The sequence below is a fragment of the Granulicella pectinivorans genome (assembly GCF_900114625.1).
Taxonomy (GTDB): domain Bacteria; phylum Acidobacteriota; class Terriglobia; order Terriglobales; family Acidobacteriaceae; genus Edaphobacter; species Edaphobacter pectinivorans.
The window spans coordinates 248662-275493 of record NZ_FOZL01000001.1; the positions used below are offsets into that span (position 1 = coordinate 248662).

At 58.6% G+C, this 26832-nt stretch carries 16 protein-coding genes and 1 tRNA gene; 6 read left to right on the top strand and 11 right to left on the bottom strand.

The features are described 5' to 3' along the window. Positions 1-2 precede the first annotated feature (2 nt). The 6 genes from BM400_RS01025 to BM400_RS01050 form a co-directional block, all read right to left on the bottom strand. A complete protein-coding gene (locus BM400_RS01025) occupies positions 3-491 on the bottom strand; it encodes a HesB/IscA family protein (RefSeq protein WP_089835800.1) in 489 nt (162 codons plus the stop codon). A gap of 168 nt (positions 492-659) precedes the next feature. Next, positions 660-1082 (bottom strand): Fe-S cluster assembly scaffold IscU, encoded by a 423-nt coding sequence (iscU, locus tag BM400_RS01030; RefSeq protein ID WP_089835801.1) that lies wholly within the window; start codon positions 1080-1082, stop codon positions 660-662. 76 nt (positions 1083-1158) lie between these two features. Then, the gene (locus BM400_RS01035) at positions 1159-1419 is read right to left on the bottom strand and encodes a hypothetical protein (protein WP_089835803.1); all 261 of its coding nucleotides are present in this window, start codon (positions 1417-1419) and stop codon (positions 1159-1161) included. A 253-nt stretch (positions 1420-1672) separates the two neighbouring features. Continuing rightward, positions 1673-2953, bottom strand: coding sequence for an IscS subfamily cysteine desulfurase (locus BM400_RS01040; RefSeq protein ID WP_089841344.1), 1281 nt, complete (start codon positions 2951-2953; stop codon positions 1673-1675). A gap of 191 nt (positions 2954-3144) precedes the next feature. Continuing rightward, on the bottom strand, positions 3145-3615 hold the full coding sequence (locus BM400_RS01045; RefSeq protein WP_089835805.1) for an RrF2 family transcriptional regulator: 471 nt from the start codon (positions 3613-3615) through the stop codon (positions 3145-3147). A 114-nt stretch (positions 3616-3729) separates the two neighbouring features. Next, the gene (locus BM400_RS01050) at positions 3730-4323 is read right to left on the bottom strand and encodes a CDP-alcohol phosphatidyltransferase family protein (RefSeq protein ID WP_089841345.1); all 594 of its coding nucleotides are present in this window, start codon (positions 4321-4323) and stop codon (positions 3730-3732) included. Positions 4324-4406: 83 nt separating this feature from the next. Between BM400_RS01050 and BM400_RS01055 the strand changes: the two genes are divergently transcribed. After that, a tRNA-Val gene (locus tag BM400_RS01055) sits at positions 4407-4483 on the top strand. 194 nt (positions 4484-4677) lie between these two features. Here the strand turns inward: BM400_RS01055 and BM400_RS01060 are convergent. Next, on the bottom strand, positions 4678-6132 hold the full coding sequence (locus BM400_RS01060) for a GH1 family beta-glucosidase (protein WP_089835807.1): 1455 nt from the start codon (positions 6130-6132) through the stop codon (positions 4678-4680). A 116-nt stretch (positions 6133-6248) separates the two neighbouring features. Further along, positions 6249-9707, bottom strand: coding sequence for a TonB-dependent receptor (locus BM400_RS01065; protein WP_089835809.1), 3459 nt, complete (start codon positions 9705-9707; stop codon positions 6249-6251). A gap of 314 nt (positions 9708-10021) precedes the next feature. Here BM400_RS01065 and BM400_RS01070 point away from each other — a divergent pair, with 314 nt between their 5' ends. From BM400_RS01070 to BM400_RS01090, 5 genes are all read left to right on the top strand, one after another. Then, a complete protein-coding gene (locus tag BM400_RS01070) occupies positions 10022-11281 on the top strand; it encodes a hypothetical protein (RefSeq protein ID WP_245781616.1) in 1260 nt (419 codons plus the stop codon). 365 nt (positions 11282-11646) lie between these two features. Continuing rightward, entirely contained in the window at positions 11647-12684 is a 1038-nt protein-coding gene (locus tag BM400_RS01075; protein WP_175528804.1) for a LacI family DNA-binding transcriptional regulator, read from the top strand. A 763-nt stretch (positions 12685-13447) separates the two neighbouring features. Beyond that, the gene (locus BM400_RS01080; protein WP_175528805.1) at positions 13448-16915 is read left to right on the top strand and encodes an outer membrane beta-barrel protein; all 3468 of its coding nucleotides are present in this window, start codon (positions 13448-13450) and stop codon (positions 16913-16915) included. 159 nt (positions 16916-17074) lie between these two features. Further along, positions 17075-20455, top strand: a complete 3381-nt coding sequence (locus tag BM400_RS01085; RefSeq protein WP_089835817.1) for an alpha-mannosidase — start codon at positions 17075-17077, stop codon at positions 20453-20455. Between the two features lie 103 nt (positions 20456-20558). After that, a complete protein-coding gene (locus BM400_RS01090) occupies positions 20559-21893 on the top strand; it encodes a sugar porter family MFS transporter (protein WP_089835819.1) in 1335 nt (444 codons plus the stop codon). A 74-nt stretch (positions 21894-21967) separates the two neighbouring features. Here BM400_RS01090 and BM400_RS01095 read toward each other — a convergent pair whose 3' ends face one another. The 3 genes from BM400_RS01095 to BM400_RS01105 all read right to left on the bottom strand — a co-directional run bounded on the left by BM400_RS01095 (position 21968) and on the right by BM400_RS01105 (position 26783). After that, positions 21968-22996 carry an ROK family protein gene (locus tag BM400_RS01095; protein WP_217644056.1) on the bottom strand — a complete coding sequence of 343 codons (1029 nt, stop codon included), beginning with the start codon at positions 22994-22996 and terminating at the stop codon, positions 21968-21970. Next, a complete protein-coding gene (locus BM400_RS01100; RefSeq protein WP_089835823.1) occupies positions 22977-25616 on the bottom strand; it encodes an alpha-mannosidase in 2640 nt (879 codons plus the stop codon). Before BM400_RS01100 ends, BM400_RS01095 begins: the two co-directional genes overlap by 20 nt. Before the next feature lie 207 nt (positions 25617-25823). After that, positions 25824-26783 carry a D-2-hydroxyacid dehydrogenase gene (locus BM400_RS01105; RefSeq protein WP_217644057.1) on the bottom strand — a complete coding sequence of 320 codons (960 nt, stop codon included), beginning with the start codon at positions 26781-26783 and terminating at the stop codon, positions 25824-25826. Positions 26784-26832 lie beyond the last annotated feature (49 nt).

Consider the following 26832-nt stretch of genomic DNA (forward strand, 5'->3'; position numbering starts at 1 on the left):
CGTTAGGAGGAAAAGCTCGAGCCGCATCCGCAGCTCTTGGTGGAGTTGGGGTTGATGAAGTTGAAGCCCTGGCGCATGATCGTCTCTTCGAAGTCGAGGACCATGCCGTGGAGGTAGATGAAGCTCTTTGGGTCGACGAAGATGCGGATCGGGGGTGCGCCGTCGTTGAGGCCGAGGGGCGCCTGGTCGAAGCTGTAGACGCGGTCGCGCTCGCGGGGCTGGGAGTCGAAGCGGATGTTGTAGCTGAGGCCGGAGCAACCGCCGCCAGTGATGCCGACGCGGAGGCCGCCCTGCTCGGGCGAGACGTTCTCCTTGGCCATGGCGTTGCGGATGCGCTTGAGGGCCTTGAGGGTGACCTGGATGCCCTTTTGCGTGGGGGATTGTCCGTCGGCGGTGAGGACGGTCATGCCGGCGAGGGGATCTTTCGGCTCGTTCGCGGCGGCGTGCTGGGCGTCGCGTTCGGCTGCGGTTTGGAGGGAGACCATGGCCATGGGTTGACTCTTTTCGGTGGGGCGGGAAAGCATACCCCAGGGGCTAAAGCCCGATTTGAGCGACTCCAGTGAGACCCAAGGCCTAAGCCCCGGGCTACCTAGAAGCCAAGACGAAAGGCGTCCGGCGTGGCTCCGTTGCGGAGACACCGGACGCCTTCGCGGGTGGGATTAGTGAGCGACGGCGACGGCTGCGTCAGCGGTCTCGGCCACGTTGTTCTTCTTCTTCCAGTCGCCGATGGCGGCACGGATCGCATCTTCCGCGAGGACCGAGCAGTGGATCTTGACGGGAGGAAGCGCGAGCTCCTTGACGATGTCGGTGTTCGAGATGGTGAGGGCCTCGGCGATGGTTTTGCCCTTGACCCACTCGGTCGCGAGCGACGAGGATGCAATGGCGGAGCCGCAGCCGAAGGTCTTGAACTTGGCGTCCTCGATGACCTGGGTCTCGGGGTTGACGCGGATCTGGAGGCGCATGACGTCGCCGCACTCCGGTGCGCCGACGAGGCCGGTGCCGACTTCGTCGGAGGCCTTGTCCATCGAACCGACGTTACGGGGATTTTCGTAGTGATCTACTACCTTGTCGCTATATGCCATGGTGTTGTCCTCAGTTCTTTCGATGATATCCGGGTTCCGTTGGATTCTTCCAACGGGTATTGCAAAAGGGTTTCGGTCAGCGGCGCTTTCTCAAATCAAAGATGATCGCGAGTGCTTCCGCTACGAGAAGAATCTTGGTGCAGAAACGAATGGCGTCGTCGAGTTGCTTGGTGAAGAAGGCCGCCGCGGTGGCGATGGTGACGACATAGAGGAGGAGCCGGGAAAACTCACCCTTTCCGATGATCGTCCGCGACAACATTCTTACCAGACCGACCACGAGAACGAGCGCCGCGGCTATCCAGAGAAAGATATAAAAGTGGGCAAAAAGCCATTGCATGTTACGTTCGCTTCCTTCTCTCCTGGCTACGGCGGTACATCGGTCTATTGCCACTTCCTTCGATCAGCTTCGCTTATCGAGCGAATCCATCCTGGTTTTCGAGCTTGCCAGCCACATCGCTGCGGTTGAAGAGAATGCCCGCGAGGATGGCCAGAAGAGGAACCCCGACGGTTACGGCGTCATGCATCGTTCCTCCTCTTTTCGTGCCAATCGTGCCTCGATGATAGTGCTCGCGGGCGATGCTGTCGACGATTTAGTGAGCGGCCCACTCGATCTTGGTAAGGTCGATTCCCTCTTTGACCATCTCGTAGAGGGGGCTGAGCTCGCGGAGTTTCAGGACGACATCGATGAGCTTATCCGAGACGTAGTCGACTTCGGCCTTGGTGTTGAAGCGGCCGAGGCCAAAGCGGATGGAAGAGTGTGCGACGTCGTCGCCGAGGCCGAGAGCCTTGAGAACGTACGACGGCTCCAGGGTGGCCGAGGTGCAGGCCGAACCGGACGAGACGGCGATGTCGTTGATTCCCATGAGGAGCGACTCACCTTCCACGTAGACAAAGCTCATGTTGAGGTTACCGGGGAGATGATGCTCCATGTTGCCGTTGACGTGGACGTAGTCGAGAGCGGCCTCGAACTTGTTCTTCATGTAGTCGCGGAGCTCGATAAGGCGGGCGGACTCGGCTGCCATCTCTTCGCCGGCGATCTCACAGGCCTTGCCGAGACCGACGATGCCGGGGACGTTGAGCGTACCGGAACGCATGCCGCGCTCGTGACCGCCGCCATCGATCTGCGCCTGAATCTGGACGCGGGGGTTGCGACGACGCACGTAGAGGGCACCGCAGCCCTTGGGGCCGTAGAGCTTGTGGCCGGTGAGCGAGAGGACGTCGATGTTCATGGCCTGCACGTCGACCGGGACCTTGCCAACGGCCTGGACGGCGTCGGTATGGAAGATGATGCCGTGCTCGTGGCAGAGCTTGCCGATCTCCGCAACGGGCTGGATGACGCCGATCTCGTTGTTGGCAAACATGATGGAGACGAGGATGGTCTTGTTGGGTCCCTCGGTGACGATGGCGTTCCTGAGGTCTTCGATGCTGATGAGACCGTCGGCCTGGACCGGCAGATAGGTCACGTTGAAGCCGTACTTCTCGAGGCGCTTACAGGTGTCGAGGACGGCCTTGTGCTCGGTCTGCTGGGTGATGATGTGATTGCCGCGCTCGCGGTACATCTCGGCGATACCCTTGATGGCGAGGTTGTTGGACTCGGTCGCGCCGGAGGTGAAGATGATCTCCTTGGCGGTGGCGCCGATGAGCTTGGCGATCTGCTGGCGGGAGTTCTCGACGGCCTCCTCGGCTTCCCAGCCGAAGGCGTGGTTGCGGCTGGCGGCGTTGCCGAACTTGCCGGTAAAGAAGGGCAGCATGGCTTCGAGGACGCGAGGATCCATCTGAGTGGTCGCGTGGTTATCCATATAAAGCGGCAGGGTGACGCCCTCGGGGAGGGGCTTGGAGCTCTGGGTGATGATCAAGCCGGAGTTGCTCATCTCGCCGCTGAAGTCGCCGTTGTTGCTTACTTCGATCTCGTTGCTCTGATTGCTCATGGGGTGCTGCTCCTTCGATAACTCTTATTGATTTTTAGGCACCGGAGGTCCGGGCGCAAGCTTCTTACTGCGAATGGGGCGAAATCGGGCTCGAATGGTCCGATTTCTACGTTTGCCTGCTGCGATACTGCGCGCTAGGCGCGGCTGATACTGACGAGTCCGCCGGCGAGCGGAACTCCGGCTCCGATCTGGCCAACGGGCTCGGTTTCGATGAGGTCTCCGATGGTGATGCCGTTGAGCAGATCCTTAATAGAGTCGTTGACCTTGCGTAGCGGCTCTTTAATGGTGCAATGGCCGGCCAGGTCGCACGTTCCGTGGATGGTGATGCAACTGGTGATGAAGAGTGGGCCGTCGATGGCGCGGATGACCTCGAACGCGGTGATGCCCGTGGCAGGGCGGGCGAGGGAGTATCCGCCATTGGTGCCGGCGTGAGAGATGAGAAGGCCGGATTTGGCCAGGGTTTGGAGGATCTTGGCAAGGAGCTGCGGTGGAATGTGATATGCCTCCGCGATGTCCTTTGCGCTCTGAGCGCCTGACGCGGCCTGCTCAGCGAGGTACTTGAGCGCCATGAGACCGTAGTCGGCTTTTTTTGTGAGGCGAAGCATCGAGGCTCCTGTTCGCGGGCCGTGCTCCCCCCGATGGAGAGGAGAAAAGTTATTGTTCGACCGCTTGTACAAGTGTACGGCGTGCGCGGGGGCGGTGCAAGGCGGGAAAGGCGCTCAGGCGGGGTTGGCGGGCTGGGCTGGCGCACTGATGCGCCGGATGACGATCCAGGCGTACTGCGCGGCGGAGACAGGGGCGAGCAGGGCGATGGCGTCGAGCAGGGCGCGGCGTGGGTAGTCGAGGTGGTGGAGGGCCGGCCAGTGCGGGGCGAGGACGCGCTCGGCGAGGATGACGGTGAGTCCGACGATCTGGATGAAGGTGTTGGTCTTGCCGAGAAAGCTGGGGTGAAAGTCGCGGAGGGTTCCGGTGGCGAAGAGGAGGGTGGCGATGAGGAGGATGCCGAAGTCGCGCGAGAAGACGAGGACGGTGACGTACTGGGGGATGAGACCGACGTGGGTGAGGGTGAGGAAGAGGGTGGAGAGGAGGAGTTTGTCGGCGATGGGGTCGAGGTAGAGGCCGAGGGTGGTGCGCTGTTCGAGCCAGCGGGCGAGGAGGCCGTCCAGGCCGTCGGAGAGGCCGGCGAGGAGGAAGAGAGCGAAGGCGGCGAGGTAGTGTCCGGCGAGTATCTCGATGACGAGATAGGGGATGATGAAGAGCCGCAGGAGCGTGAGGAGATTCGGTGCTGCGCGAAATTGACTGAGGAATGCCACGGCAGGGATATGGCCATGGTAGCGCATGTTTGGGATGGATGTTTGCTCTGAATCGCCAGGTGGTTTAGGATAGAACTACGCACAGGCGCGTAGCTCAGCTGGTTAGAGCGCTACCTTGACACGGTAGAGGTCAGCGGTTCGAATCCGCTCGTGCCTACCATTTATTTCCTACAAATTATGGGGATTTTGGTATAAGTCTTCCACCCGCTTCCACCCTTCTTCGATCTGGGTGGATTTTGTGCGTTTGGGGACTCTGGAAGTGGGCGCGTTCGCGAACATATCAGAATGACGATAGGGTTTGGCTCTCCAGACTGGAGAGCCAAACCGATATCCGCGAGGTGATGCTCGGAAGCACTAGACGATGCGATTTGATGCGATCAGATTCTTATAGAACATAGCGCTCAACTTTGGCGTGCGCTTCTGGGTCGCGAAGTCCACGTAGACGATGCCGAAACGTTTTTCATAGCCATCCGCCCACTCAAAGTTATCCAGCAGGCTCCACAGGAAATAGCCCTTGATCGGCACGCCGTCGGAGATGGCTCGCTGCATCTGGGTGAGGTAGTTGCGCAGGAACATGACCCGGTCGGTATCGTATACCGCACCATCCGGCGCGATGAGATCGCTGGAAGACGATCCGTTTTCTGTGATGTAGATCTCCTTGACCTTCCAGATATCGGCGACCAGCTTCGTTGCCCAGTAGATTCCTTCAGGGCCCACACTGAGCCACGGGCTGAACATGCGCGGATAGGAAGACGGCGCCGGGACGACTGCGTATCCGGCGTCAGAGTGATCGGCACGAATCCATGTGGGTTGATAGACGTTGATCCCGACGAAGTCCATGGGGCTGCGGATGATGGTCATCTCTTCCGGCGTATAGTGCGGGGCGTCGGCAGCGAGACGCTTGAGGTAAAGCTCCGTGTAGCGGCCTTCCTGAATGACGGTCTGGAACATCGCGTTCTCTTCGCGCATCGCCACGCGTGCGGCTGCGATATGCTCCGGTATCTCGATCACTGGGGTGGTCACCGTGACGTTATCGGCGATGCCGACGCGCGTGTCTGGCCGTGCGCTTGCACGGATTGCCTGTACTCCCATACCGTGGGCGAGCACAACGTGATGCGTGAGTTGCGCGAGGCGCTTAGGACCGACGATGAGGCCGGGGGCGTGGGTGCCATCGCCGTATCCCTGCTGAACGAAGGTCCTCATCTCGTTCATCGTCATGAAGTGGCTCACCTTGTCGGAGAGCTTGCCTGCGGTGTATCCGGCATAGTCGGCGAAGGCCTTTGCGGTATCGCGATTCTCCCAGCCGCCGCGGTCCTGAAGAGGCTGCGGCAGGTCCCAGTGATAGAGCGTGCAGAAGGGCTGGATGCCGACGGCGAGAAGCGCATCGACCATGCGGTGATAGAAATCGAGGCCGCGTTGATTGGGAGCGCCGGTGCCGCTGGGGAAGATGCGCGTCCAGGAGACAGAGAAGCGACAGGCCTTGAGACCCAACTCCTTCATGAGTTGAATATCCTGCGGGTAGCGATGATAGAAGTCGTCGGCAATATCTCCGGTGTCGCCATGGTGTGTCTTGCCAGGGGTGTGAGAGAAGGTGTCCCAGATCGAAGGTCCGCGACCATCTTCCTGTACGGCACCTTCCACCTGATAGGAAGCCGTGGCTGAACCCCAGAGGAAGTCGTTGGGAAAGTTTCGCGAGGATGGCGCGGCTTGCAGCGATGTGGTTTTCTGTGCCGATCCAGACTGTGAGAGATAGAGTGCCGCGGAGGCGAGGAGACTCGTTACGCTTCGTCTCGAGAGTTTGTCGTTCATGGATATTAGCTTTCTATGGATGCCGGCCGGAGCGGTGCTCGGAAAAAAGGAGGCGAGGTTTCGATGCGTTCATGCAGACCCGCCTCGAAGCCCTCGCCCTTCGGAGGTGTATTGATTTAGAACTTCAACTTGAGTGCGAACTGAAGCTCGCGTGGGACGTAGTTCGGATCGGTCTGTGCGACCGTTCCGAAGGCTGCGTTGCCCAACTGCGTGCTTCCGTTGCCTCCGTTGTTATTGATGAAAAAGTTGGGCGTGTTGGTCAGGTCGAAGGCCTCGGCACGGAACTGCAGGCTGGCCCGCTCCGTCACGGCGAAGTCCTTGAACACGGACAGATCGATGTGACGGAATTGCGGACCCACCAGCGAGTTGCGCTGCGAGGTGCCGATCGTTCCGACGGGCTGTGGTGCGAATGCAGCCGTGTTGAACCACTGGGTGAGCGTCTTCTTTGCCACGGACGTGTTCCCGATCTGATTCGGACGGTCGCTTCCACCGTTGTTGAGAGGAGTGGCACGGTTGCTATAGGCCTGCTTCTGGCCGTTGATGGGTGAGACCGTGACATCGTTTCCGTTGCCGCTGTTCACGATCGAGAAGGGCTTGCCGCTCTGCCAGACTGAGATCGTGTTCACCTGCCATCCGCCAAAAGCAACTTTCCTGATGCCGGTGAAGCTTTTGCCGAAGGGAAGCTCGTAGTTGAGCGAGAGGGCGAAGCGGCTTTTGATGTTGTTCTCCGCGATGCCGTACTCGATCTGCCGGATCTGGTATGGGTTCGCGTTGCTCCACCCCTGCTGCCCTTCTTCCGAGAAGCCGGTGATGTCACTCAACGCCTTGGCCCAGGTGTAGTTGGCATCGAAGGCAAGCCCCTTGCTGAAGCGGCGCTGGAAGGAGGTCTGCAGCGCGTTGTAGTTAGAGACACCGCCGCTTTGCAGCCAGTTGACGGTGCCAAGGTTGGAGAGCTTGCCCGAAAGCGGACGTGCCGATGAGTAGGCTGGGTTGGCTGGGTCGCCGGGCTGCGGCACGTTGATGTCGTTGATCTCCTCCGGCAGGTGCTGGCCGATGTTGCCGACGTAGCCGATGGTGAGGACATTGGCGCCAAACTGCTGCTCTACCTGGAGATTGAACTGCTGCATGAGAGCAGAGCGGAAGTGAGGATCTTCCGCGACGAATGAGAGCGCGTTGCTGTTGATGGTTTGCGCGGCGGGAAGCGGAAGTCCCTGCGCGAAGGTGGTGCTTTCGCCATTGGCCGCGGAGCAGGCACGATTCTGACCGGCCGCATTCGCTCCTTCAATCTGGACCGCCAGTACGGACTGGCAGTTGGGTGAGTAGACGGAGACGAATGGAGCGTTCTTCAGGTCGGCGTTCGAGGTGTAGTTGCCCGGGAAGAAGCTGAGTCCATAGCCACCACGCACGACCGTATTGGGCATGGCGTTGAAGGCAAACCCTACGCGAGGAGCAACGTTGGAGTAGTCCGTCTGGATGCCCGCGTGGCCATCGACACCACCGACGTTGGCGATCTTGAGAGCCGATGCGACGCTGGCAGCAGGAGCTCCGAGAGCCTCGATGAAACTGAAGTTCGAGATGCGGCTGTGAGCCTCCGTAAATGGGGTGAAGACATCGTAGCGAAGACCGGCGAGGATGGTCAGCCTTGCGCTGGCCTTCCAGCTATCCTGGAGGAAGCCGCTTGGTTCGTAGCTGCGGTAGTCGGGCGGGTTCAGGTCGTAGTTGCGGCTTGCGGCCGTGAACGCTCCGACCAGGGTGGACGCGATCTGGTTGTCCTGGGTCTGCTTCTGGGTGGCAGCCTGATCGGTGTTCAGGCCGAAGGTGTACTGACCCGCAGCAAAGGCGCTCTGCACGTTGCGGGCCTGGCGACGGATGAAGGAGACGCCCGCCTTGAGGTTGTGATTGCCGCGTGTATAGCTTACGGAGCCCGCGTACTGGAAGGTGTTGTCGATATCCTGCAGCGGCACGTAGGCACCGTCACCTACGTCGCTAAAGGGGCCGATGGCGATGGGCGTGAGAAACGATGAGAGCTTGTTGAAGTTCATGTTCGATCCGAAGCCGAGTTTGGTGTCGGGATCGGTGCCGTAGTTGAGAGGGAGCGACAGATTGTTTACGCGGGTATAGGCAGCGCGGAGGTCGACGACCAGATTCTGGCTGATGAGGCGCGTGTAGCCGAATCCATACTGCTGGCCACTGTCGGTTGCGGGACCTGCAAAGATGTAGCGTCCGCCGCTGACCTGGATGCCGTTGGGAGCCGTACCGAGGGCCTGTGGAGTGACCGTATCTACTTTGTTGTAGGTGTAGCGGCCAAAGAAGAGGTTCTTGTCGCTGAATTTATGATCGATGCGCACGTCGAAGGTATTGCTGTACTGCGTGCGATTCGGACTGGCTACATAGTTGTTGGCGAGTGAGGAGTTTGTTGGAGCGGGAAATAGCTGCAGGTACGCGAGGGCGATGGGATCGATGGCGTGCCCCTGGGTCCCGTTGCCGCCGTTGACCAGCACCTGGGGCGAACCGCCACCGATGCTATTGATGTTGTTGTACTCATCAAGGGTGGGAACGGTAGAGGTATAGGTGAGGCCGGCGACCTGGCGAAAGCCCTCATAGTCGCCGAAGAAGAAGGTGCGGTCGCGGAAGATGGGGCCGCCAATGCTGCCTCCGAACTGGTTCTGGCGCAGTTCGGGTTTGCGTCCTGTGGTCTGCTGCACGTTGCGGGCGTCGAAGATGTCGTTGCGGAAGAACTCATACGCCGTGCCGTGGAGCTGATTCGTTCCAGAGCGCGTCACAATATTGACCACGCCGCCGGCAGTGCGTCCTGCCTCCGCCGAGTAGCTGTTGGTCTGGACTGTGATCTCCTGAATCCCCTCGACGTTGGGCTTGACACCGATGGTGCCGATGACGCGTTCGTTGTCGTCGATGCCGTCGATGACATAGTTATTGAGGGTGTCGTCCTGGCCATTGACGGAGAAGCCGCTGGTGGAGCGGCGGTCGTCCGGACGGCCACCACTGGTAAGACCATTGCCGGGGCCCTCGTTCGCACCGGGCACGAGCTGCACCAACTGCACGAAGTTGCGCCCGTTGAGCGGGAGATCCTGGACGGCCTTGGCGGTGACGGTGGAACTAACGGTGGCGCTGTCACCCTGCAGGAGGGGTGTCTGGGCTTCGACGGTGACGGTCTCGGTCTGGCCGCCGGTCGCCATGTGGACATCCGACCGGGCACGATCGCCGGCTTCCACGGCCAGGTTGGCCGTGGTGGCGGTCTTGAACCCCGGGGCCTTTACGGTAAGGGTATAGGTGCCCACGGGCAGGAGCGTGAACTGGTAGTCTCCGCTGCCGTTGGTGACGGCGTTGCGCTGGTTGTGGGTGGCGAGGTTGGTGAGGGTTACCGGTGCATTTGGGATGACGGCTCCGGTTGGGTCGGTGACGGTGCCGACGATATCTGCGGTGGTGAGCTGCGCGAAGGCGGCAGGAAGAGCTGCAAGCAGCAGGGTCAACAGGACGATGCTGCGTCCGAGAGCCCCAAAGCGGAGTGTGCACTGGCCGGTGCAGTTTTGAATCATGTTGCTGATCTTCATCATGGTCAGTTCGCTTTCTAAGAAAGGACGATCGTTGGCGGGCAGGCGCGGTCAACCGGGAACAGTTGAGAACGCGCCAGAGGGGGCTTTTAGTTCGGCACGAATCCTAAGTAGGGTGTTCAAGGCCTGTATAGGTTCCATCTGGTATTGCACTGGGAGGTAAAGAGATATTTGGGCGGAATATGTCAGATTTCGGACGAGGTAAAAGAGGTAAAGAATCGTGCTTGTCAGTTGGCATAGGTCGGGCCTATGCTGATGAGGCTGGAAAGCGAAGGTATATGGACACAATTCACGAACCCACCTCCCCAGGGGTTCCGATGAGCGCGGCAGACCAGGCTAAAGTCCGCGAACAGTTGAACCGGATACTCGAGACTCACCACTTCAAGAACAGCAAGCGCTATCCCGTTTTGCTGCGCTTCGTAGTGGAAGAAGCTCTCGAGGGTCGTGGCGAGCATTTGAAGGAGCGCCTGCTGGGCGTGCGCGTGTTCGATCGGCCGGCGGACTACGACACCGCGACCGATCCGATCGTGCGTGTCACCATTGCCGAGATTCGGAAACGAATCGCGCAGTATTACCACGATGAAGAACATGATGCGGAGATCCGGATCGAGCTGCTTCCGGGCCGGTATGCGCCGGAGTTTCGCTCACGCCGAGACGGTGGGCATCCTGCCTCGCAGATGGCAGAGGCTGCCGAACCGGTGATCTCTGCACCGCTCTCCGTCGCCCAGCCGACAGAAGACGCGGCTCCCAACGCATCCTCTCCGCAGACGAAGGCTCGCAGGCGCTGGCCAAGCATCACACTGGCTTCGGCTCTTGTGGTTATCCTGGCCACCTGTGGTTTCTTCCTCTGGTGGAATCGTCCGACTGCCCTGGATGAGATGTGGTCACCGCTTCTGGCGGCAAAGGGGTCCGTCCTCTTCTGTTTGCCGACCGATGTTGGGAAGAAGCGGCTTCCCTCCGGGGAGCCTGTTCCGGCGGCTCCGACAAGAGGTGAGGACAGGCCGGAGAGCTTTCTCGATTTCGAGTCGCTTGGGCAAAACGTCGTTTACTCGGATATGCTCGCGGCTCTCCAGATCTCCAACATTATGGCTCTCCATCACCGCGACTACCGGGTGAAGCTGAATGTCGGGACGACGCTTGCCGATCTGCGGCTTGGGCCTGCGGTGCTGATTGGTGGGCTCGACAATCCATGGACCATGCGCGCCCTTGCGACGCAGCGGTATCACTTTACCGGAACGGATGAAGATCGATATTGGATTGCCGATAGCGAGAGGCCAGAGAAGAAGGATTGGTCGCTCGATCTGAAGTTGCAATGGATCTCCGTCACGCGCGACTATGCGATCGTCTCCAGGGTGCATAACGAGCAGACCGGGCAACCGGAGATCATCGTGGCGGGGATCGGCATGAGCGGGACCGCGGCGGCAGGCGATTTTGTCACGGACAAAGTACGGATGGAAGAGCTGAGCAGGCGCATTGGGCCGGGATTTAAAGATCGCGATTTTGAAGTCGTTCTGAGCACGGATGTGGTCAACGGGATTCCCGGAGAGCCCCAGATCATTGCAGTCTCCGTTCGATAGAGCCAGATCGTCGAGACTCGGTTTGCTCGCGGACCGCATGACGAAGCTCACAATCTCTTCACCGGAAGAGCTTTTCCCGTGGCGGTTCCGATTCGCGAGAAGATCAAAAAAGCTACACAGGACAAGGCGGCACGCCTCTGAGAACCATATTCATGCTGGGCAACTTGGTATTGCAACAGCCTGCCGTGTTGGTGTCCAATTGGCTTTGGCTATACTCATCGTCTGGTGAGAATGATTGCTTGCCTCGCGTTGGCTCGTCGATGCGTTTTTGCAAAAGAGTCTGTCGCACTGAGTACGAAGCATCTCGATCGAGATCCGCACGTGGCAGAAACCGATACCAGCCCCATCCGGAGAGGAAATTTCTGGTGAAGAAGAGACACAGCGTTCCGGTTCTACTGGATGTGGCGCACCACGCCGGAGTCGGAGCGGCTACCGTCTCCCGTGTCATCAACGGCGGCCAGAACGTCAGCCGCAAGACGCTTGCCGCAGTGCAGAAGGCGATTGACGAGCTTGGTTATCACCCGAGCGAAGCTGCCCGGAGCCTGAAGGGCGCGCGCACCAAGACCATCGGGCTGATTGTTCCAAGCGTGGCCGACCCATTTTTTGCCGTGACCGCGGCGGCGGTTCAGGAGGTGGCGCGCGCCCACGGCACACTGGTGCTGCTGGCCTCCAGCGACAATCTTCCGGAACGCGAGAGTGAACACATGGTAACGCTCATCCAGCGCCGGGTGGACGGCCTGATCCTTGCGCCGAGTGACGCCGCAGATGCCGATCTTCTCAAGCATGCAGGGTTCCCGGTTGTGTGCTTCGACCGGCCGTTTCCCGGTGATGCCGCGTCGACCGTGCTCAGCGATAACCACGGGGGAGCGAAGATGGCCACGGAGCACCTGCTACGCAGCGGATGCAAGCGCGTCCTCTGCCTGGCGGGCGACAGCAAACTCTTCACCAGCCAGAGACGTGTGCGCGGATATCGCGATGTGGTGAAGGCAGCCGGTCTTCCCTACATTGCCGAGTTGGAGGTGAACGACCTGGAAGGCGTTCGCGACGTGCTCCGGCGGCACCTTTCCGGGCGTGAAAAGATCGATGGCATCTTCTGCATCAAGAACGCTCTCACCATTCACGCGTACAAGGTTCTGCGTGAGATGGGTGTATCGATTCCTGGCAAGGTCTCTCTGCTGGGGTTCGATGATTTCGACCTGGCGGACACCCTCGAACCGCCCATCACGGTGGTGCGGCAGCCCGTGGTGAGCATTGCAACCAAAGCTGCCGAGATGCTGTTTGAAGCGATGGCAACCCACCGCGAAAGGCGCCACACCGTCACCGTGAATGTGGAGCTTGTGGTCCGCGGATCGTGCCGCGAAGCACCCTCGGCTTCCCGAAAGTCTTCCGCGAAAAAGCGGTGAGCCACTTCGAGAGCGCTGTCGTCATGCGATGCACTTCGCCAGGTGGGCGGATGAGGCGATAATTTGCCCTCCCTGTTTGGAATCAATTCCAGAATTGCAGCGACCCAGGCGCTTTCTTGCCGACTGCCCGAAGTCAACCTGGTTGCATCGTGGCGATGCGCCGGCCGGATTGTTCCTGGCTTCGATACGACGGCGATCACGGAGATCGCACGGTGACTTCGACACGGTACTCCTCTTCCCCGGAGCCTTCCCGATTCGTGTTTGAGGGGCGCAACGTGAGCTGATCTCGACTCCCGGCAATGCCGCACGGAACAGTCGCCGACGTTTCTGCCTGTTAAGCGAAGACGTGGGTTGGGGGCTATCCGGTGCAGTGGCAAATTTCTCTGCCAATTTTTCTTGACATGCACGCACCAAGGGGCGCATCGTGGAACACGCCCAATATTGGTATCGATTCCAAAATAGAACCACGGCTTCAAGAATGCCGCTTCTGAGGTCAGCCCGCATGCACTTCCGCGTTCCATACATCCTGCCTATCGCCGCAGTTTCTTCCTGCCGAACACTCTCTCCCGGAAAATGCACGTCCTACCGAACGGTCGCGTGGAAGCCTGTCGCGAAGGCAGCGGCACGTTCGCTGTTCCCTGAAGACGACCCGCTCGTTGCAAGGGAGCCGGCCTCTCACACTCGAAGATCAAGCTCTCGACATCCGTTGCCACAGCTCTCTTTGGACCAACTTCGTACTCGCAAAACTTTACTGGAGGTTGCAATGAATTTTCGTAGGTGGGCCCTTCCCGGTCTAGCGTCACTCCTCTTCGTTTGTACCGTTCCCCTTCTTGCCCAGGGAACACAGGCGACTCTCGATGGACAGGTCACGGACAGCGCAGGGGCTGTCTTGCCGTCCGCCAAAATCACTATTCGCAATGTACAGACGGGCGTCTCCACGATCAGCGTGTCCGGCCCGGATGGGTACTATCACGTCAGTTCTCTCGATCCTGGCCAGTACTCCATTACAGTGCAGCAGCCCTCGTTTGCGACGAGCATCCGGAATGGGGTTCAGTTCGAGGTGGCACAACACGCAACACTCGACTTCACTCTTACTGTTGGCAGTGTGAATGAACATGTAACGGTGACGGCAGCAGCGGTACAACTTGAAACCGAGACGGCCACGCAATCCATGGAACTGGGCCAGGAGAAGCTTCTGGCTCTACCGACGCAGGGCCACAACCCGATCTCGGCCGTTTTTTCCGTTCCCGGCGTCATTGTCACCTCTTCCGATACGCGACTGCGTGCCTTCGACACCGCAGGCACCTCCGGCACTTCGATCAACGGATCGCCCAATGCCACGAATGAAATTCTGGTGGATGGTATGAGTTCCCTCCAGAATGCATCCACGGCCTCGTTTATCCCGACGCAGGAAGCCACGAGCGAGGTGCGAGTACAAACCACGAACTACGATGCCGCATACGGCTGGACGCTGGGCGGTGTTATCAACATGCTGACCAAGAGCGGGACCAACCAGTTTCATGGTTCTGCCTGGGAGTACTTGCAGAACACGCTTCTGAATGCCAACTCTTTCAACAACAAATACACGGGTACGCCGCGCGCCTCATCGCACCTGAACACCTTCGGCTTCAGCATCAGCGGCCCGATCATCACGAACAAGCTGTTTGCTATGTACACGTATGAAGACCTTCGGCAGGTGATCCCGGATCCCTTTGTCGTTTCCGTACCGACGGATCTTCAGAAGGTAGGGGACTTCTCCCAGACTTATAACGCGGATGGCAGTCTACAGGTCATCTATGACCCATATTCCACGTTCACCAATGCGAGCGGCGTGCTGCAGCGCAAACCGGTTCCGGGCAACAACCTGAAGAACCTTACCTATGGAATGAGTCCTATTGCCTTGAAAGTTCTGGCGATGCTTCCTTCAGGCAACGTGAAGAATGTTCCCATTACCGGGCTGAACAATCTGACGAATGGCCCGAGCAATCGCAAGTTTACGGATTTCTTCCCGGAGAATACGATTCGCGTCGACTATGCCATCAACCCGGCGACACGCGTCTTCGGGCGTTACTCTCGCAATGCGCTGCAGGAGGCGCGTGGCTTTCGTTATTCGACGAATTCCACGTTGAATGCCGCCGATACAACCTCAAACAATCCTTTCACGCGTGAGAATCATAATGGGACGGTGCAGGTTACGCGCATTCTGAACCCAACGACCGTGCTGAGTGCGCGCGTTGGTCTTGAACGCTATAAGACCGCGAGCATTCCCTCACAAGACACCAGTACCGGTCCCGCAGCACTTGGTTTCGCATCGGACTATGCAACACAGTCAGCAGACGTCTTCCCGCAGTTTACCTGGGCCAACTACAACGGAGCAGGCGCGGTGCCGGCAGCCACCACGACGAGCTATAACTACACCGTTGGATCGTCCGTTGCGAAGTCTGCGGGGACGAACAATCTGACTGCGGGCATCGACCTTCGCTTGCTGCGCAACAACGTGCAGAGCCCGGGCAACAGCTCAGGAAAATTTGCATTCGACCAGCAATTTACCGGTGCCAATCCTCTGGCCGTCAGCTCGACCTCCGGCAATGCCCTCGCGTCTTTTCTGCTTGGCACACCCCAGACGGGCTCGATCGACAAGAACAGCTTTCCGACGCGTCAGATGAAGATGATCTCTCTGTTTCTTCAGGACGACGTTCGTCTCAGGAAGAACCTGACGGTGAATCTGGGCATTCGCTGGGACTACCTGGGAACCATTACCGACAGGTTCAACGGATTGGCAACCTTCAATCCGAGCATCGTAAATCCTCTGGCCGTGACAGGACAGACGCTCTATGGTGGGCTGCAATTTGCCGGTGTGAATGGCCAGCAGCGCGGCATCACGAATCAGAGATTTGGGAATCTGGGGCCGCGGGTTGGCGTTTCGTATCAAATCGATCGCAGCACTGTGTTGCATGGTGGGTACGGGCTTCTTTATGGGCAGGCTTTGAACGATCCCGGAGAGGCACCTGGCTTCAGCTATACGACCAACATGGTGACGTCAGTGCAGTCCGGTGTTCCGTATAACACGCTGAGCGATCCGTTCCCGAACAGCAGCGTGCAGTCGCCATCGTATGCCGCCAATGGTCTGAAGACGTACCTGGGGCAGAGCTTCTCGTTTGCAGATCCCAATGGGAAAGCTCCGACGGTGCAACAGTTTTCCTTTGGCATTCAGCATCAGTTCCCGAAGGATTTTCTGTTGACCTTGTCGTATGTTGGAAGCCGCTTCGGACGTCTGCCTGTCTCGCACCAGATCAACGCGGTTCCTTTGAGCGCGGTTGGGTACGGCGCGACCTACTTGACACAAAGCGTGGCGAATCCGTTCGCCGGTCTGCTCCCCGGAACGGCGCTGAACAATGCAACTGTGCAGAGGCAGCAGCTTCTGGCTCCTTATCCGCAGTTCCTGGTTGGCACGATCACGGGGACCAGCGGCATCAATGAGATGTTCATGCCGATCGGTTCCTCCAGTTACAACTCCGGCCAGTTCGTTCTGCAAAAGCGCTTGTCCTACGGCCTGGACTTCACGGTGCAATACACGATGTCCAAGCAGTTGGATCAGAAGCTCTACTCCAACCCGCAAGACACCAGCTTGCAGAAGGTCATCGCGGCGTGGGACATCCCGCGCAACATGCAGATCAGCCTTCTCTGGCAGCTCCCATTCGGCAGGGGTCGTGCTTTTGGATCGCATCTCGCAGCCCCGGTTCGCTGGGCGATCAGCGGATGGGATGTCAGTTCCCTGGTGCGTCTGCAGGCAGGTATGCCGCTCGACCTGACCAATAGCACGAACTCCGTTCCCACGGGCAATCCCGCATTGGCCCATCCGACCCTTGCCCGGTGGTTCAACAACTGCACCCAGTTGGCAAGCGGAGCAACGCAGTATTGCCAGGCCGGCGATACACCCGTCTGGACAGTCCGGCAGGCCTATCAGTTACAGACGTGGAAGACGCGCTTATCCAGCGTTCGTCTGCCAGGTGTGCATAACGCGGATATCTCGGTGTCCAGGAACATTCCCATTACCGACCGGGTGCATACGATCTTCCGGACGGATTTCATCAACGCATTCAACTCGGCGCAGTTCTTCAACGGCCCGACTTCAGACGTGAACAGCGCGAACTTTGGAAAGATCCTGGGTGTAAGCGATCAGAGCAATCTGCCGCGGTTCGTCCAGTTCTCGCTGAAGGCTGAGTTCTAGTCCTCAAGCCAACATCCCGTAACGAGAGGGCGGTGAGGGCCGATGGCTTCTCCGCCCCTTTGCCATTCCAAGGATGGTGAGTGCATCATGGCAATCACCGTTGATGGAGAGCAGCCCCATGATTCAACTTGAACCCAAGCAATAGGTGGATCTTCCGACATGCATTTCACGCCGCGCCTTCTTGTCTTCTTCGCGTCCCTTGCCACTTTCACCGCGCCCCAGTTCGCACAGGCACCCTATCAGTTCTCACCCCAGGGACAATCCGTTGTTCAGCGCCTTTCCTCGTTTGCCGCGCTTGACGCGAGCGACTGGCAATATCATGAGGGCTTTCTCGAACATGGCGAACGCCCTGACCTCGACACCTCCCAGTGGAAGACCGTCCACCTCCCCTTCACCGCACCAAAGGACGAGATCTGGCTGCGCCGCTGGATGGAGGTCCCGAAGACCCTCCATGGGTATGACCTCACCGGTACACGCATCACCCTCAAAGTTGACGTCGGAGGCAATGGCCCGGGACGCGGCTATCTGTACGAGATGATCTACTACAACGGCAAGCTCGACGCCGAGGGTACATACATTGGACCGCGTGCGCTGATCGATAACGCGAAGCCCGGCGACAAGATTCTGATCGCGGTGAAGATGCCTCCTACCACGGAGATCAAACACTTCGAAGGCGCCTTCGTCCGTGTCAACTTCCAGGCCAGCCGTCCTGACCCTACTGCGCTTGCCGCTGAGCTTACCTCCGCCGCGCAGATTCTTCCGTCTCTCATTGCCGATCCCGATCAACGCGCCGTGCAGGAGAAGCTTCTCGATGCTGCGGCTGCTTCTGTGAACCTCGGCGCGCTCGACCGCAACGATCAGGCTGCCTTCGATGCTTCGTTGATGAGGGCACAACAGGCACTGGAGCCACTCCAGCCGCTCCTCAAGAAGTTCTTGATTCAACTCACGGGCGACGCGCATATCGACGCAGCGTGGCTGTGGACTGCCTCGGAGGGTGTCGACCAGGTCCACCTCACCTTCGCCAATGCGATTGAGATGATGCATGAGTATCCGCAGTTCATCTTCTCGCAATCCAGTGCGCAGTACTACGAGTGGATGGAACAGAAGTTCCCCGCTCTCTTTGCCGAGATTCAAAAGCGGGTGAAAGAAGGGCGATGGGAACCTGTAGGAGGGATGTGGGTGGAACCCGACCTGAACATGACCGACGGCGAGTCACAAGTTCGTCAGCTTTTGCTGGGCAAGCATTACTTTCAAAAGAAATTCAACTACGACGTCAAGATTGGATGGAACGTCGACTCCTTCGGCTACAACTGGCAGCTCCCCCAGATCTATAAGAAATCCGGCATCGACTACTTTGTGACGCAGAAGCTTCGTTACAACGACACCAATCAGCTTCCTCTCAAACTCTTCTGGTGGCAGTCGCCGGATGGCAGCCGCGTACTTTCCTACTTCCCCCACGATATCGTGCAGGATACGGAAGTGACCGAGATGGCACACGATGTTGCCGTTGCCACTAAGCTCAATCCTGGCCAGCAGGAGCTCATGCACGTTTATGGTCCCAGCCTTGGGCGTCTCAATCTCTACGATGGTCGCACGGCCGTCCAGAATGGCGTCAACTGGTCCAACCCAAACCGTATCTATCCGCGCGTGGAGTTCCGTACGTCACAGGCTTTCTTTGACGACATGATCGCTCACATCGCCACTACCGGCCTACCCGTGTGGAACTACAAGACACTAGCCACAGGCGGCACTCAGCTTCCGACACCAGTTTCAGGCAAGATCGGCCTGCCCGTGTGGAATGACGAAATCTATCTCGAACACCATCGTGGCACCTACACCACCCAGGGCACACAGAAGGCGAATATGCGTCACAGCGACCAGTGGCTGCTTGATGCGGAGAAGTATTCCTCGCTTGCATGGCTCAGCGGCCTCAGCTATCCGGGGGATTCCTTGACGCAGGCATGGAAGAAAAAGGCGTTCAACGAATTCCACGATGTTGCTTCCGGAACTGCAATCGCAGGGGCGTACAAAGATGCGCAGCACGATTACGAGGAAGCGCACCACATTGCCAACGAGGCTACCGGCAACGCACTCCGCGCATTGCAAAGCCATATCAACACCGCTAAGCAGCCGGGGGTTCCCATCATTGTCTGGAACAGCATGAGCTGGGATCGTTCCGACACAGTCACTGCCGCGGTACAGATGCCGTACGCCACCCCGAACGGCATAGCCGTACTGGATGCCAGCGGTCAACCTGTGCCGATGCAGGTGCTCTCGCACGATACGTCAACGAATACCTATCACCTGCTGCTGAAACCAAAGAGTGTGCCTGCGATTGGATATGCCGTGTTGCACGCGGTTCCGGGTAGGCGCGAGGTTGCAAGCGATCTGACCGTGCATGGCACGACGCTCGAGAACGGGCTGCTGCGCGTTACGCTTGATCCCAAGACGGGCTGCATCACGAGCCTCTATCGCAAGGATGCGAAGTTCGAAAGCATCGCTCCGGGGCAATGCGGAAACAAGCTGGAGACGTTCGTCGACACTGGTCGCAGCCTCACCGAAGCCAATCTTGACAGCATCCGCGTGGAAGATGCATGGAACATCGATAAGGGTTACAGCACACAGGAAACCGACATCACCCAACTCACCAGCATCGAGACGATTGAACACGGTCCGGTGCGTGAGGTGATTCGCATCACGCGTCACTGGAGCCAATCCACCTTCGTACAGGACATGACTCTTTACGCCAATACGCCGCATGTCGATGTGGTGAACGACATCGACTGGCACGAAACCCATGTCCTGCTCAAAGCCAGCTTTCCGCTTACCGCAAGCAGCGCGGCGGCGACCTACGAGATTCCATACGGCAGCATTGAACGTCCTACGACTCGCAATAACTCCATCGATGCGGCACGCTTTGAAGTGCCTGCACAGCGCTGGGCAGACCTGGGTAATAGCGAGCACGGCTTCAGCCTGATCAACGACGCCAAGTATGGCTACGACGCACTTGGCAACACGCTTCGCTTGACGATGCTGCGGGCTCCTCTCTATCCCGATCCCACGGCCGATCGCGGTCATCACCACTTCAGTTACTCGCTTTATCCGCATGCCGGTTCATGGAAGCAGGCAGAGACAGTACTGCGTGGGTACGAGTTCAACTACCCGATGCAAGCTTGGCAAACCGATTCACATACCGGCGATCTGCCAGCGAGTCATTCCCTCGTTGGCATCGCGGCTCACAACCTTGTGGTGACAGCCGTCAAGAAGAGCGAAGACGATGACAGCCTGATCCTTCGTTTTTACGAATGGGCCGGCGAAACGACACACGCAAAGATCACCGTGCCTGCCGGTGCCACACACGCAGCAGAGGTGAGCCTGATGGAACAGCCCGTTGCCGACTCCAGCGCGCAGGTGGTTCTGCACGGCAATGAAGTCGGCTTCAATGCGAGCCCTTACTCCATCAATACCTTGCGTCTCGTCTATCCCTCGCGCAGCAGCGACAGATGGCACGTGAAAGGCACACAACAAGACAGCCAATAAAACAACATGTCGAAGGGAGTCTAGCTAGACGCGTGATGGGAGCGCTACACTGTTCCTCCACAATTGGAATCAATTCCAGAATGAGTGAAATGGAGACGTTTTTGTGCAGATTACCGGAAAACTTTTACGAAGCACCGTCGTGGGTGCGCTTGGCGGTTTGCTCTTCGGCTTCGATACGGTCGTGATCTCGGGAACCACCGGTCAATTGCAGCAAGTCTTTCATCTCACACCGGAGACTCTGGGACTCACCGTCTCCATCGCACTGTGGGGTACAGTGCTGGGATGTATAGTTGCCGGCCCGGTGGGACAGCGTTTTGGTGGACGCAACGTGCTGCGCGTGCTGGCCGTGCTCTATGTTATGTCCGCATTGGGTTGTGCCTTCGCGTGGAGTTGGCCAGCGTTGATGATTGCGCGTTTCATTGGGGGAGTGGCTATCGGCGGCTCCAGCGTTCTGGGACCTGTTTATATCGCGGAACTCGCGCCTGCGGAGTGGCGGGGGCGTCTCGTCGGCGCCTTCCAGATCAACATTGTCATTGGCATCCTTGTGGCGTACGTCTCAAACTGGTACATCGCTACGCTCAATCTCGGCGCAACGGAGTGGCGGTGGGAGCTTGGCGTTGCGCTCGTACCGGCATTGCTTTTCTTTGGCATGCTCTTCACGATCCCGCAGAGTTCACGCTTCCTCATCACGCAGAACAGCCTGGAGGACGCGCTGAGCGTCATCCGGCAGATGGGATCCAGCAACCCTGAGCGAGAGTTGCAGGATATCCGCTCGTCCATCCTGCACGAGCGACAGGAGGCGGCTGCCCCACTCTTCACCCGCTCGCTGCGACTGCCGATTTTTCTGGCCGTCAGCATCGGACTGTTCAATCAGCTCTCCGGCATCAATGCGATCCTTTACTACGCCAATGACATCTTCGCTGCCGCGGGCCTCAGTCGTGTCTCGACTTTCTCGCAATCCATCTTCATCGGACTTTCGAACCTTGTTGCAACCCTGATCGCCATGACGCTCATCGATCGACTGGGGCGCAAGACGCTTCTTCTGATCGGCTCCGTTGGAACATTTTTCTGCCTTCTCGGAGTGGCGCTTCTATTCCGCGCCGGCACGCATCCTACATGGATTGTGTGGCTTCTTGTGACGTTCATTGGCTTTTTCGCGCTCTCACAGGGAGCGGTCATCTGGGTTTACATTGCCGAGGTCTTTCCCACGCTGGTTCGTTCCAAGGGGCAGAGTCTTGGCAGCGGCTCGCATTGGGTGATGAATGCCATTGTGAGTGGGCTGTTTCCATGGGTGGTGGTTCACTACTCACGGGCGACGCCGTTCTACTTCTTCGCGGCCATGTGCGCATTGCAATTCCTGGTGGTGTTGTTTGTCTATCCTGAAACCAAGGGGGCAACCCTGGAACAGTTGCAGCAGCGTCTCGAGAGTTCCAGATAGCCGCCGTCCCGTTGCATGCGTTCGCTCGGCAGCATGCTGAGCGGACGCTCACTCATTCAACTTTCAAGTTAGCGTTATGCTTCGTCCGGATCGGCATGCAGACCCATGGCTACACAGAGCGCCGCCACATCGCCAATGCGTTCCCCAAGCGCTGCTGGAACAATCTCACAGACCGCGGCCGCGTCGGCGAGCGCTTCTTCTCTCATCCGCTGACGTGCCGGTTCCAACAGCGCGTCACCTAACCGTAGCGCCAGTCCGCCAATCACGATGCGGTGGGGATTGAGAACATCCACAAGGATGGCTAGGACTTCCCCCAACCGCCGGCCCGTACGATGTACGATCTGCGCCGCAACAGCATCGCCAGCAAGCAGAGCCTGTCCGACGTCGCGAGCCGTCACGTACGGGAGTGATGCCGTCAACATGGTGAACTGTCCGGCCTGCAACGCCTCCTGAACGGACCAGGCCGCGTGTTGCGCCATCCCGCCGCCGGAGGCCCAACCCTCGACTGACCCGGCTTTGCCATAACCCATCGGTCCGGAATCGCTGAGCCGCACGTGTCCAATCTCTCCTGCCATGGCGTTCGCGCCATGAAAGATGCGTCCGTTCAGAATGAGACCTGCGCCAAGTCCTGTGCCCATGGTGAGAAACACCATATGCCGGCAGCCCTTCCCTGCGCCGAACTGATTCTCTGCAACCGCTCCAGCATTCGCATCATTCTCCACGAAACATGGCACGCCAAACTTCTGTTGCAGGATGTCCTTGATGGGGATGTCACCCCATGTGGGAAGGTTCGGTGGTCGCTGAATGATGCCGCGCACGCGGTCAAGAGGACCTCCACAACTCACGCCAATTGCCGTTGGCGTGCAGCCGGTCTGCGCCACCCCACAGCGGGCCAGAGTCACAATTTTCTCCAACGCATGATCCGCACCCAAAGTGGGCAGGGTTTCAAACTCCCCACGCCAGAGCACGTTTGGAGCAGACCTGGAAAGGACGATGGCGGTTTTGGTCCCTCCGATGTCGATACCCAGCAAACCGGTCTTAGAGGTTTGCTGGGTATGGGTGTGTGCGCGTAGGTGTCCAGCTTCACCGCTCAAGCGCGTCAACCTCTTTCATCGTTCCAGTGTGTGGATTGATACGGAGAGTCTTGATCTCGTACGGGTGGTAGTCTCCGCTCCAACTCTTCCTCAGTGCGGGAAATTGCAGGGTCGCGTGCGAGGCGTGACCGTCCGTCTCGTACGATCGCACGATGAGATCTTCGCCATCTTCAGACTGCTTCACCGCCTCCACCACAATGTCAGACGCGTCGACCGAGAGGAAGCTTGCCGCACCGGGACGCGTACCGGGATGAATGCCTTGGTACATGATCGGTGTCTCTGTCACCAGTTCCTCTGCGGCGCGGACCACACCGGCCTGCTGCCACGAACCACTATGCGGCACCAGCAGCATGCGGAAGGTCTGCTCTCCCTGATCCATCCAGGTATAGTCCGTTCCGGGAAGCAACTGGCGAGGTTCATGGTTTGCATAGACCGCAGAGCGAGCGATGGAGACACGTAGATCATTTCCATGCACGCTGTAGCCATACTTCGCATCATTGATCACGGTAAAGCCATACGGTTTACCATCGGCCTGCCCTGAAACATCGATCCAGCGCTGCCCGGGATCTTCCTCACCGCGATTGTCGCGGTGAATGGCGCCGTAGGCCGTTTCGTAGGTTGCGTCTGGGGTCGACACATTGACCGGAAAGGAAAACGCGAGCAGCTTCAGATGCTCGTGCCAATCGAGCGTTGCGCGTACCTCTACATTGCGCGAGCCCGCATACAGAATCCAATCCAGCCGAAGCGTGGAATTGTTATAGGTTAGCGTCTCTCGCAGCAGCGAACGAAGCGGACCACTCTCAAGGATGCGGAGGTCCGTCCGCGAAAAGGAACCCACTTCCTTGTCGTAGACATGCGCCTGGTGGGCCCAGGTATCGTTGTTATCGTCCATGACAACGGCACGAAGACCTTTGTCGGCATCGGCGAAGACTTCACGATTCGCATCTTTGTCGAACAGGTTGATGGTACCGGTAGATGTCACGGTAAGACGGAGATGCTCGTTCTCCAATGTGTTCTCCGTGACCCTGGGTGCCTTGACTGCGGCAGGAGTATCTCCCGCAGAAGGCTTGCGTATCCGCAACTGACGGTAGCCCATCGGCGGCATATCCACGGCAGCCACCAACCGCTGACGGCCGTTGATGACTGACGTTGCTGGAATCCACTGGAATGACACCGCCTTGCCGGTTTCGTCTTCCACGCGTGTGGGAGTTTGATCTTTCCAACCGAGATCGTATTCCACATTCAGCTTCGCAGGCCACGCATGGGGATTGAAGACAACGAGGTACTGCGAGTCCGGATCCGTCGTTGGGACCTGCCACGCCAGACGCTGGACCGAGGCATAGAGCGCGTCTGTCGCGATGTCGCGTGCGCGACCGTAACCATCGCGCGCAGTATCTTCATGCTCCGGAATTGTGGTTGCGGCCATGCTGTCATGGAACTGCAGTAGCAGGACGCGCTTCCAGGCTGTAGTAAAGTCATTCTTCGGATACGGCGCTCCCCAAGAGACTGCGCCCAGCGCAGCAAACTTCTCCGCCGTTTGGAGTGCAGCCTCCGTTGAGCGGTTCAACTTCTTGATCTGGGAACCAGCGGTGTAGGTCCCCACAGAATGATGCTGTAGATCGCCGATGAACACCTGGATATCCGCAGGCAGCTTCGGCTTGACCTCCGCAAAATACTTGTCAGGAGTGGAATAGAAGATATGAGGGGCACCCGGCTCCTTCTGGACCTGGCGGATGGATTGCATGTTGGCCTTCGTGGGTCCGCCGCCGTGATCGCCAATTCCGAAGAACTCCATGAAGGTATACTGCGGCTGTCCTGAGACTGCCTTTACCGTCGGGACCATGTGGACGTGAACATCGGCATTCTCGTGGTAGTAAAGTGGAATCCGATAGGTGAGCGCACGCGTTCCGTCGATGCCCTGCCACTGAAACAGGTTCTGCGTAATAGCCGGCTTTTCAAGCGCGTTAGGCCGCATGAAGACGTAATACGGCATCTCCTCCAGTTTGAGGATCTGCGGCATATTGCCGTTGTGGCCGAAGGAGTCAGGGTTATAGCCGACGTTCGCGTGGCGTCCGAAGATGCGCTCGAGCGTACGCTGCCCGTAGAGTCCCTGACGGATCAGCGATTCTCCATTCGGTACATTCACATCCGGCTCAACCCACCATCCGCCAACGACATCCCAGCGTCCGGACTTCACATGCGCCTTGATCTCAGCCAGCATGGCTGGATCCGTCGTCTCCACCCATTCATAGAACTGCGAGGAACTGGTGGTCATCGTCAGATCGGGATCTTCCTTCATGCGCTCCAGCGCAGAACGGAAGGTGCTGTGCACAACCGCCGTCGCCTCGGACAAAGGCCATAGCCATGGGGCGTCCACATGCGCATTGCCAATCATGTGCAGCCGGAGCTGCGACGCTTCAGGTGCCCACACCGTTGGAGCCGGCGTTGTTGCATTCTGCGCAAGAGAAGCGGTACATGCGAGCACACTGAATAGGCCCACAGCCAATACGGGGCGGAGAAAAAGGAGGGGACGCTCCTTCCAATGCTCCGCAGTGAAGGCACGCACCGGAGAGGTGCGGCGTACGGTCGAGAGAGATGGGCGGCTTGAATTGGTATCGATTCCAAACATGACAATCGGACTGTAGCTGTGTCATTTTGCCAATGTCAAGAAAATACTGAAGCGCACTTTTCTTCTGCCGTCGTGGTCGAGAAAGGCAGCATCGTCTTCTTCGCTCTTCTTGACGAGGCTGCGCAACAGGATGCATCGTGGACCACGCCCGAAATGGTATCGATTTCCATGTAGAGCGAATGCAGCAGAAATGAATTGTCCGTTGTGCTAAGACACAACATTCATGGGCGCGCCATCAAGGAATGCCCGTACGTTCTCCACCGTTGTCTGCATAATTCGTTGCCGTGCTTCAAGTGCTGCCCACGCGATATGAGGCGTCACCAAACAATTCTTTGCCGAGAGCAGAGGATTGTCTGCTGACGGAGGCTCGCTCGACAATACATCCACCGCCGCACCCGCCAGCACCCCCTTCGCCAGGGCGGAGGCCAGGTCGCCTTCGTTCACCAAGCGTCCACGCGCCGTATTGATCAGGAATGCCGACGGCTTCATTCGGGCGAGCAAATGGGAATTTACCATGCCATCGTTCTCGGTCGTCAGCCCGCAGTGCAGCGAAACGACATCCGCCTCCGCAAATAAATTCTCCAGCACGCGATACCCCTGCGGGACATCCTCATATGCGCGGCGGCTGTTATAGATGACGCGCATTCCAAACGCTTCCGCGAGTGCCGCCACACGCCGCCCGATGCGTCCGAAACCGACAATCCCCATCGTCTTGCCATACAGCTCAATCTGTGGCGTTCGGCAGAAGGTCCAGTCCACGCAGTTCGTCCACGCGGCGTCGCGCACTGCGTTCGCATGATCGCCCACATGATGGCACAGTTCCAGCAGAAGCGCCATGACATACTGCGCCACGGTGTTGGTCCCATAGTCCGGGACGTTCGATACCACGATGCCCCGCGCCCTGGCCGCAGCGACATCCACCACGTTGTACCCCGTCGCCATCACGGAGACGAACTTCAGTTTCGGCAGGCTTTCGATGACCCCGGCAGGTAGAGCTGCTTTATTCGTCAACACCACATCGGCATGCGAAGCGCGAGACAGAATCTCCGCAGTGGTCGAGCGCTCGAAGATCGATACATCCCCAAAGGCTTCCAAGGCGCTCCACGGGTTATCCCCGGGATTCAGCGTGTACCCATCCAGCACCACAATCTTCATCGCTTCCCCCATCCGCTTCCCAAGCATAAGAGCGCGGCCCCTATGGAGCCGCGCTTGTTTT

Excerpts from the sequence above, each read along its gene's own strand:
- BM400_RS01070 (WP_245781616.1), top strand. The coding sequence starts at position 10,022 with ATGAGCGCGGCAGACCAGGCTAAAGTCCGCGAACAGTTGAACCGGATA.
- BM400_RS01085 (WP_089835817.1), top strand. The coding sequence starts at position 17,075 with ATGCATTTCACGCCGCGCCTTCTTGTCTTCTTCGCGTCCCTTGCCACT.
- BM400_RS01035 (WP_089835803.1), bottom strand. The coding sequence starts at position 1,419 with ATGCAATGGCTTTTTGCCCACTTTTATATCTTTCTCTGGATAGCCGCG.
- BM400_RS01045 (WP_089835805.1), bottom strand. The coding sequence starts at position 3,615 with ATGCTTCGCCTCACAAAAAAAGCCGACTACGGTCTCATGGCGCTCAAG.
- BM400_RS01040 (WP_089841344.1), bottom strand. The coding sequence starts at position 2,953 with ATGAGCAACTCCGGCTTGATCATCACCCAGAGCTCCAAGCCCCTCCCC.
- BM400_RS01105 (WP_217644057.1), bottom strand. The coding sequence starts at position 26,783 with ATGGGGGAAGCGATGAAGATTGTGGTGCTGGATGGGTACACGCTGAAT.
- BM400_RS01060 (WP_089835807.1), bottom strand. The coding sequence starts at position 6,132 with ATGAACGACAAACTCTCGAGACGAAGCGTAACGAGTCTCCTCGCCTCC.
- BM400_RS01080 (WP_175528805.1), top strand. The coding sequence starts at position 13,448 with ATGAATTTTCGTAGGTGGGCCCTTCCCGGTCTAGCGTCACTCCTCTTC.
- BM400_RS01100 (WP_089835823.1), bottom strand. The coding sequence starts at position 25,616 with ATGTTTGGAATCGATACCAATTCAAGCCGCCCATCTCTCTCGACCGTA.
- BM400_RS01065 (WP_089835809.1), bottom strand. The coding sequence starts at position 9,707 with ATGATGAAGATCAGCAACATGATTCAAAACTGCACCGGCCAGTGCACA.
- iscU (WP_089835801.1), bottom strand. The coding sequence starts at position 1,082 with ATGGCATATAGCGACAAGGTAGTAGATCACTACGAAAATCCCCGTAAC.
- BM400_RS01025 (WP_089835800.1), bottom strand. The coding sequence starts at position 491 with ATGGCCATGGTCTCCCTCCAAACCGCAGCCGAACGCGACGCCCAGCAC.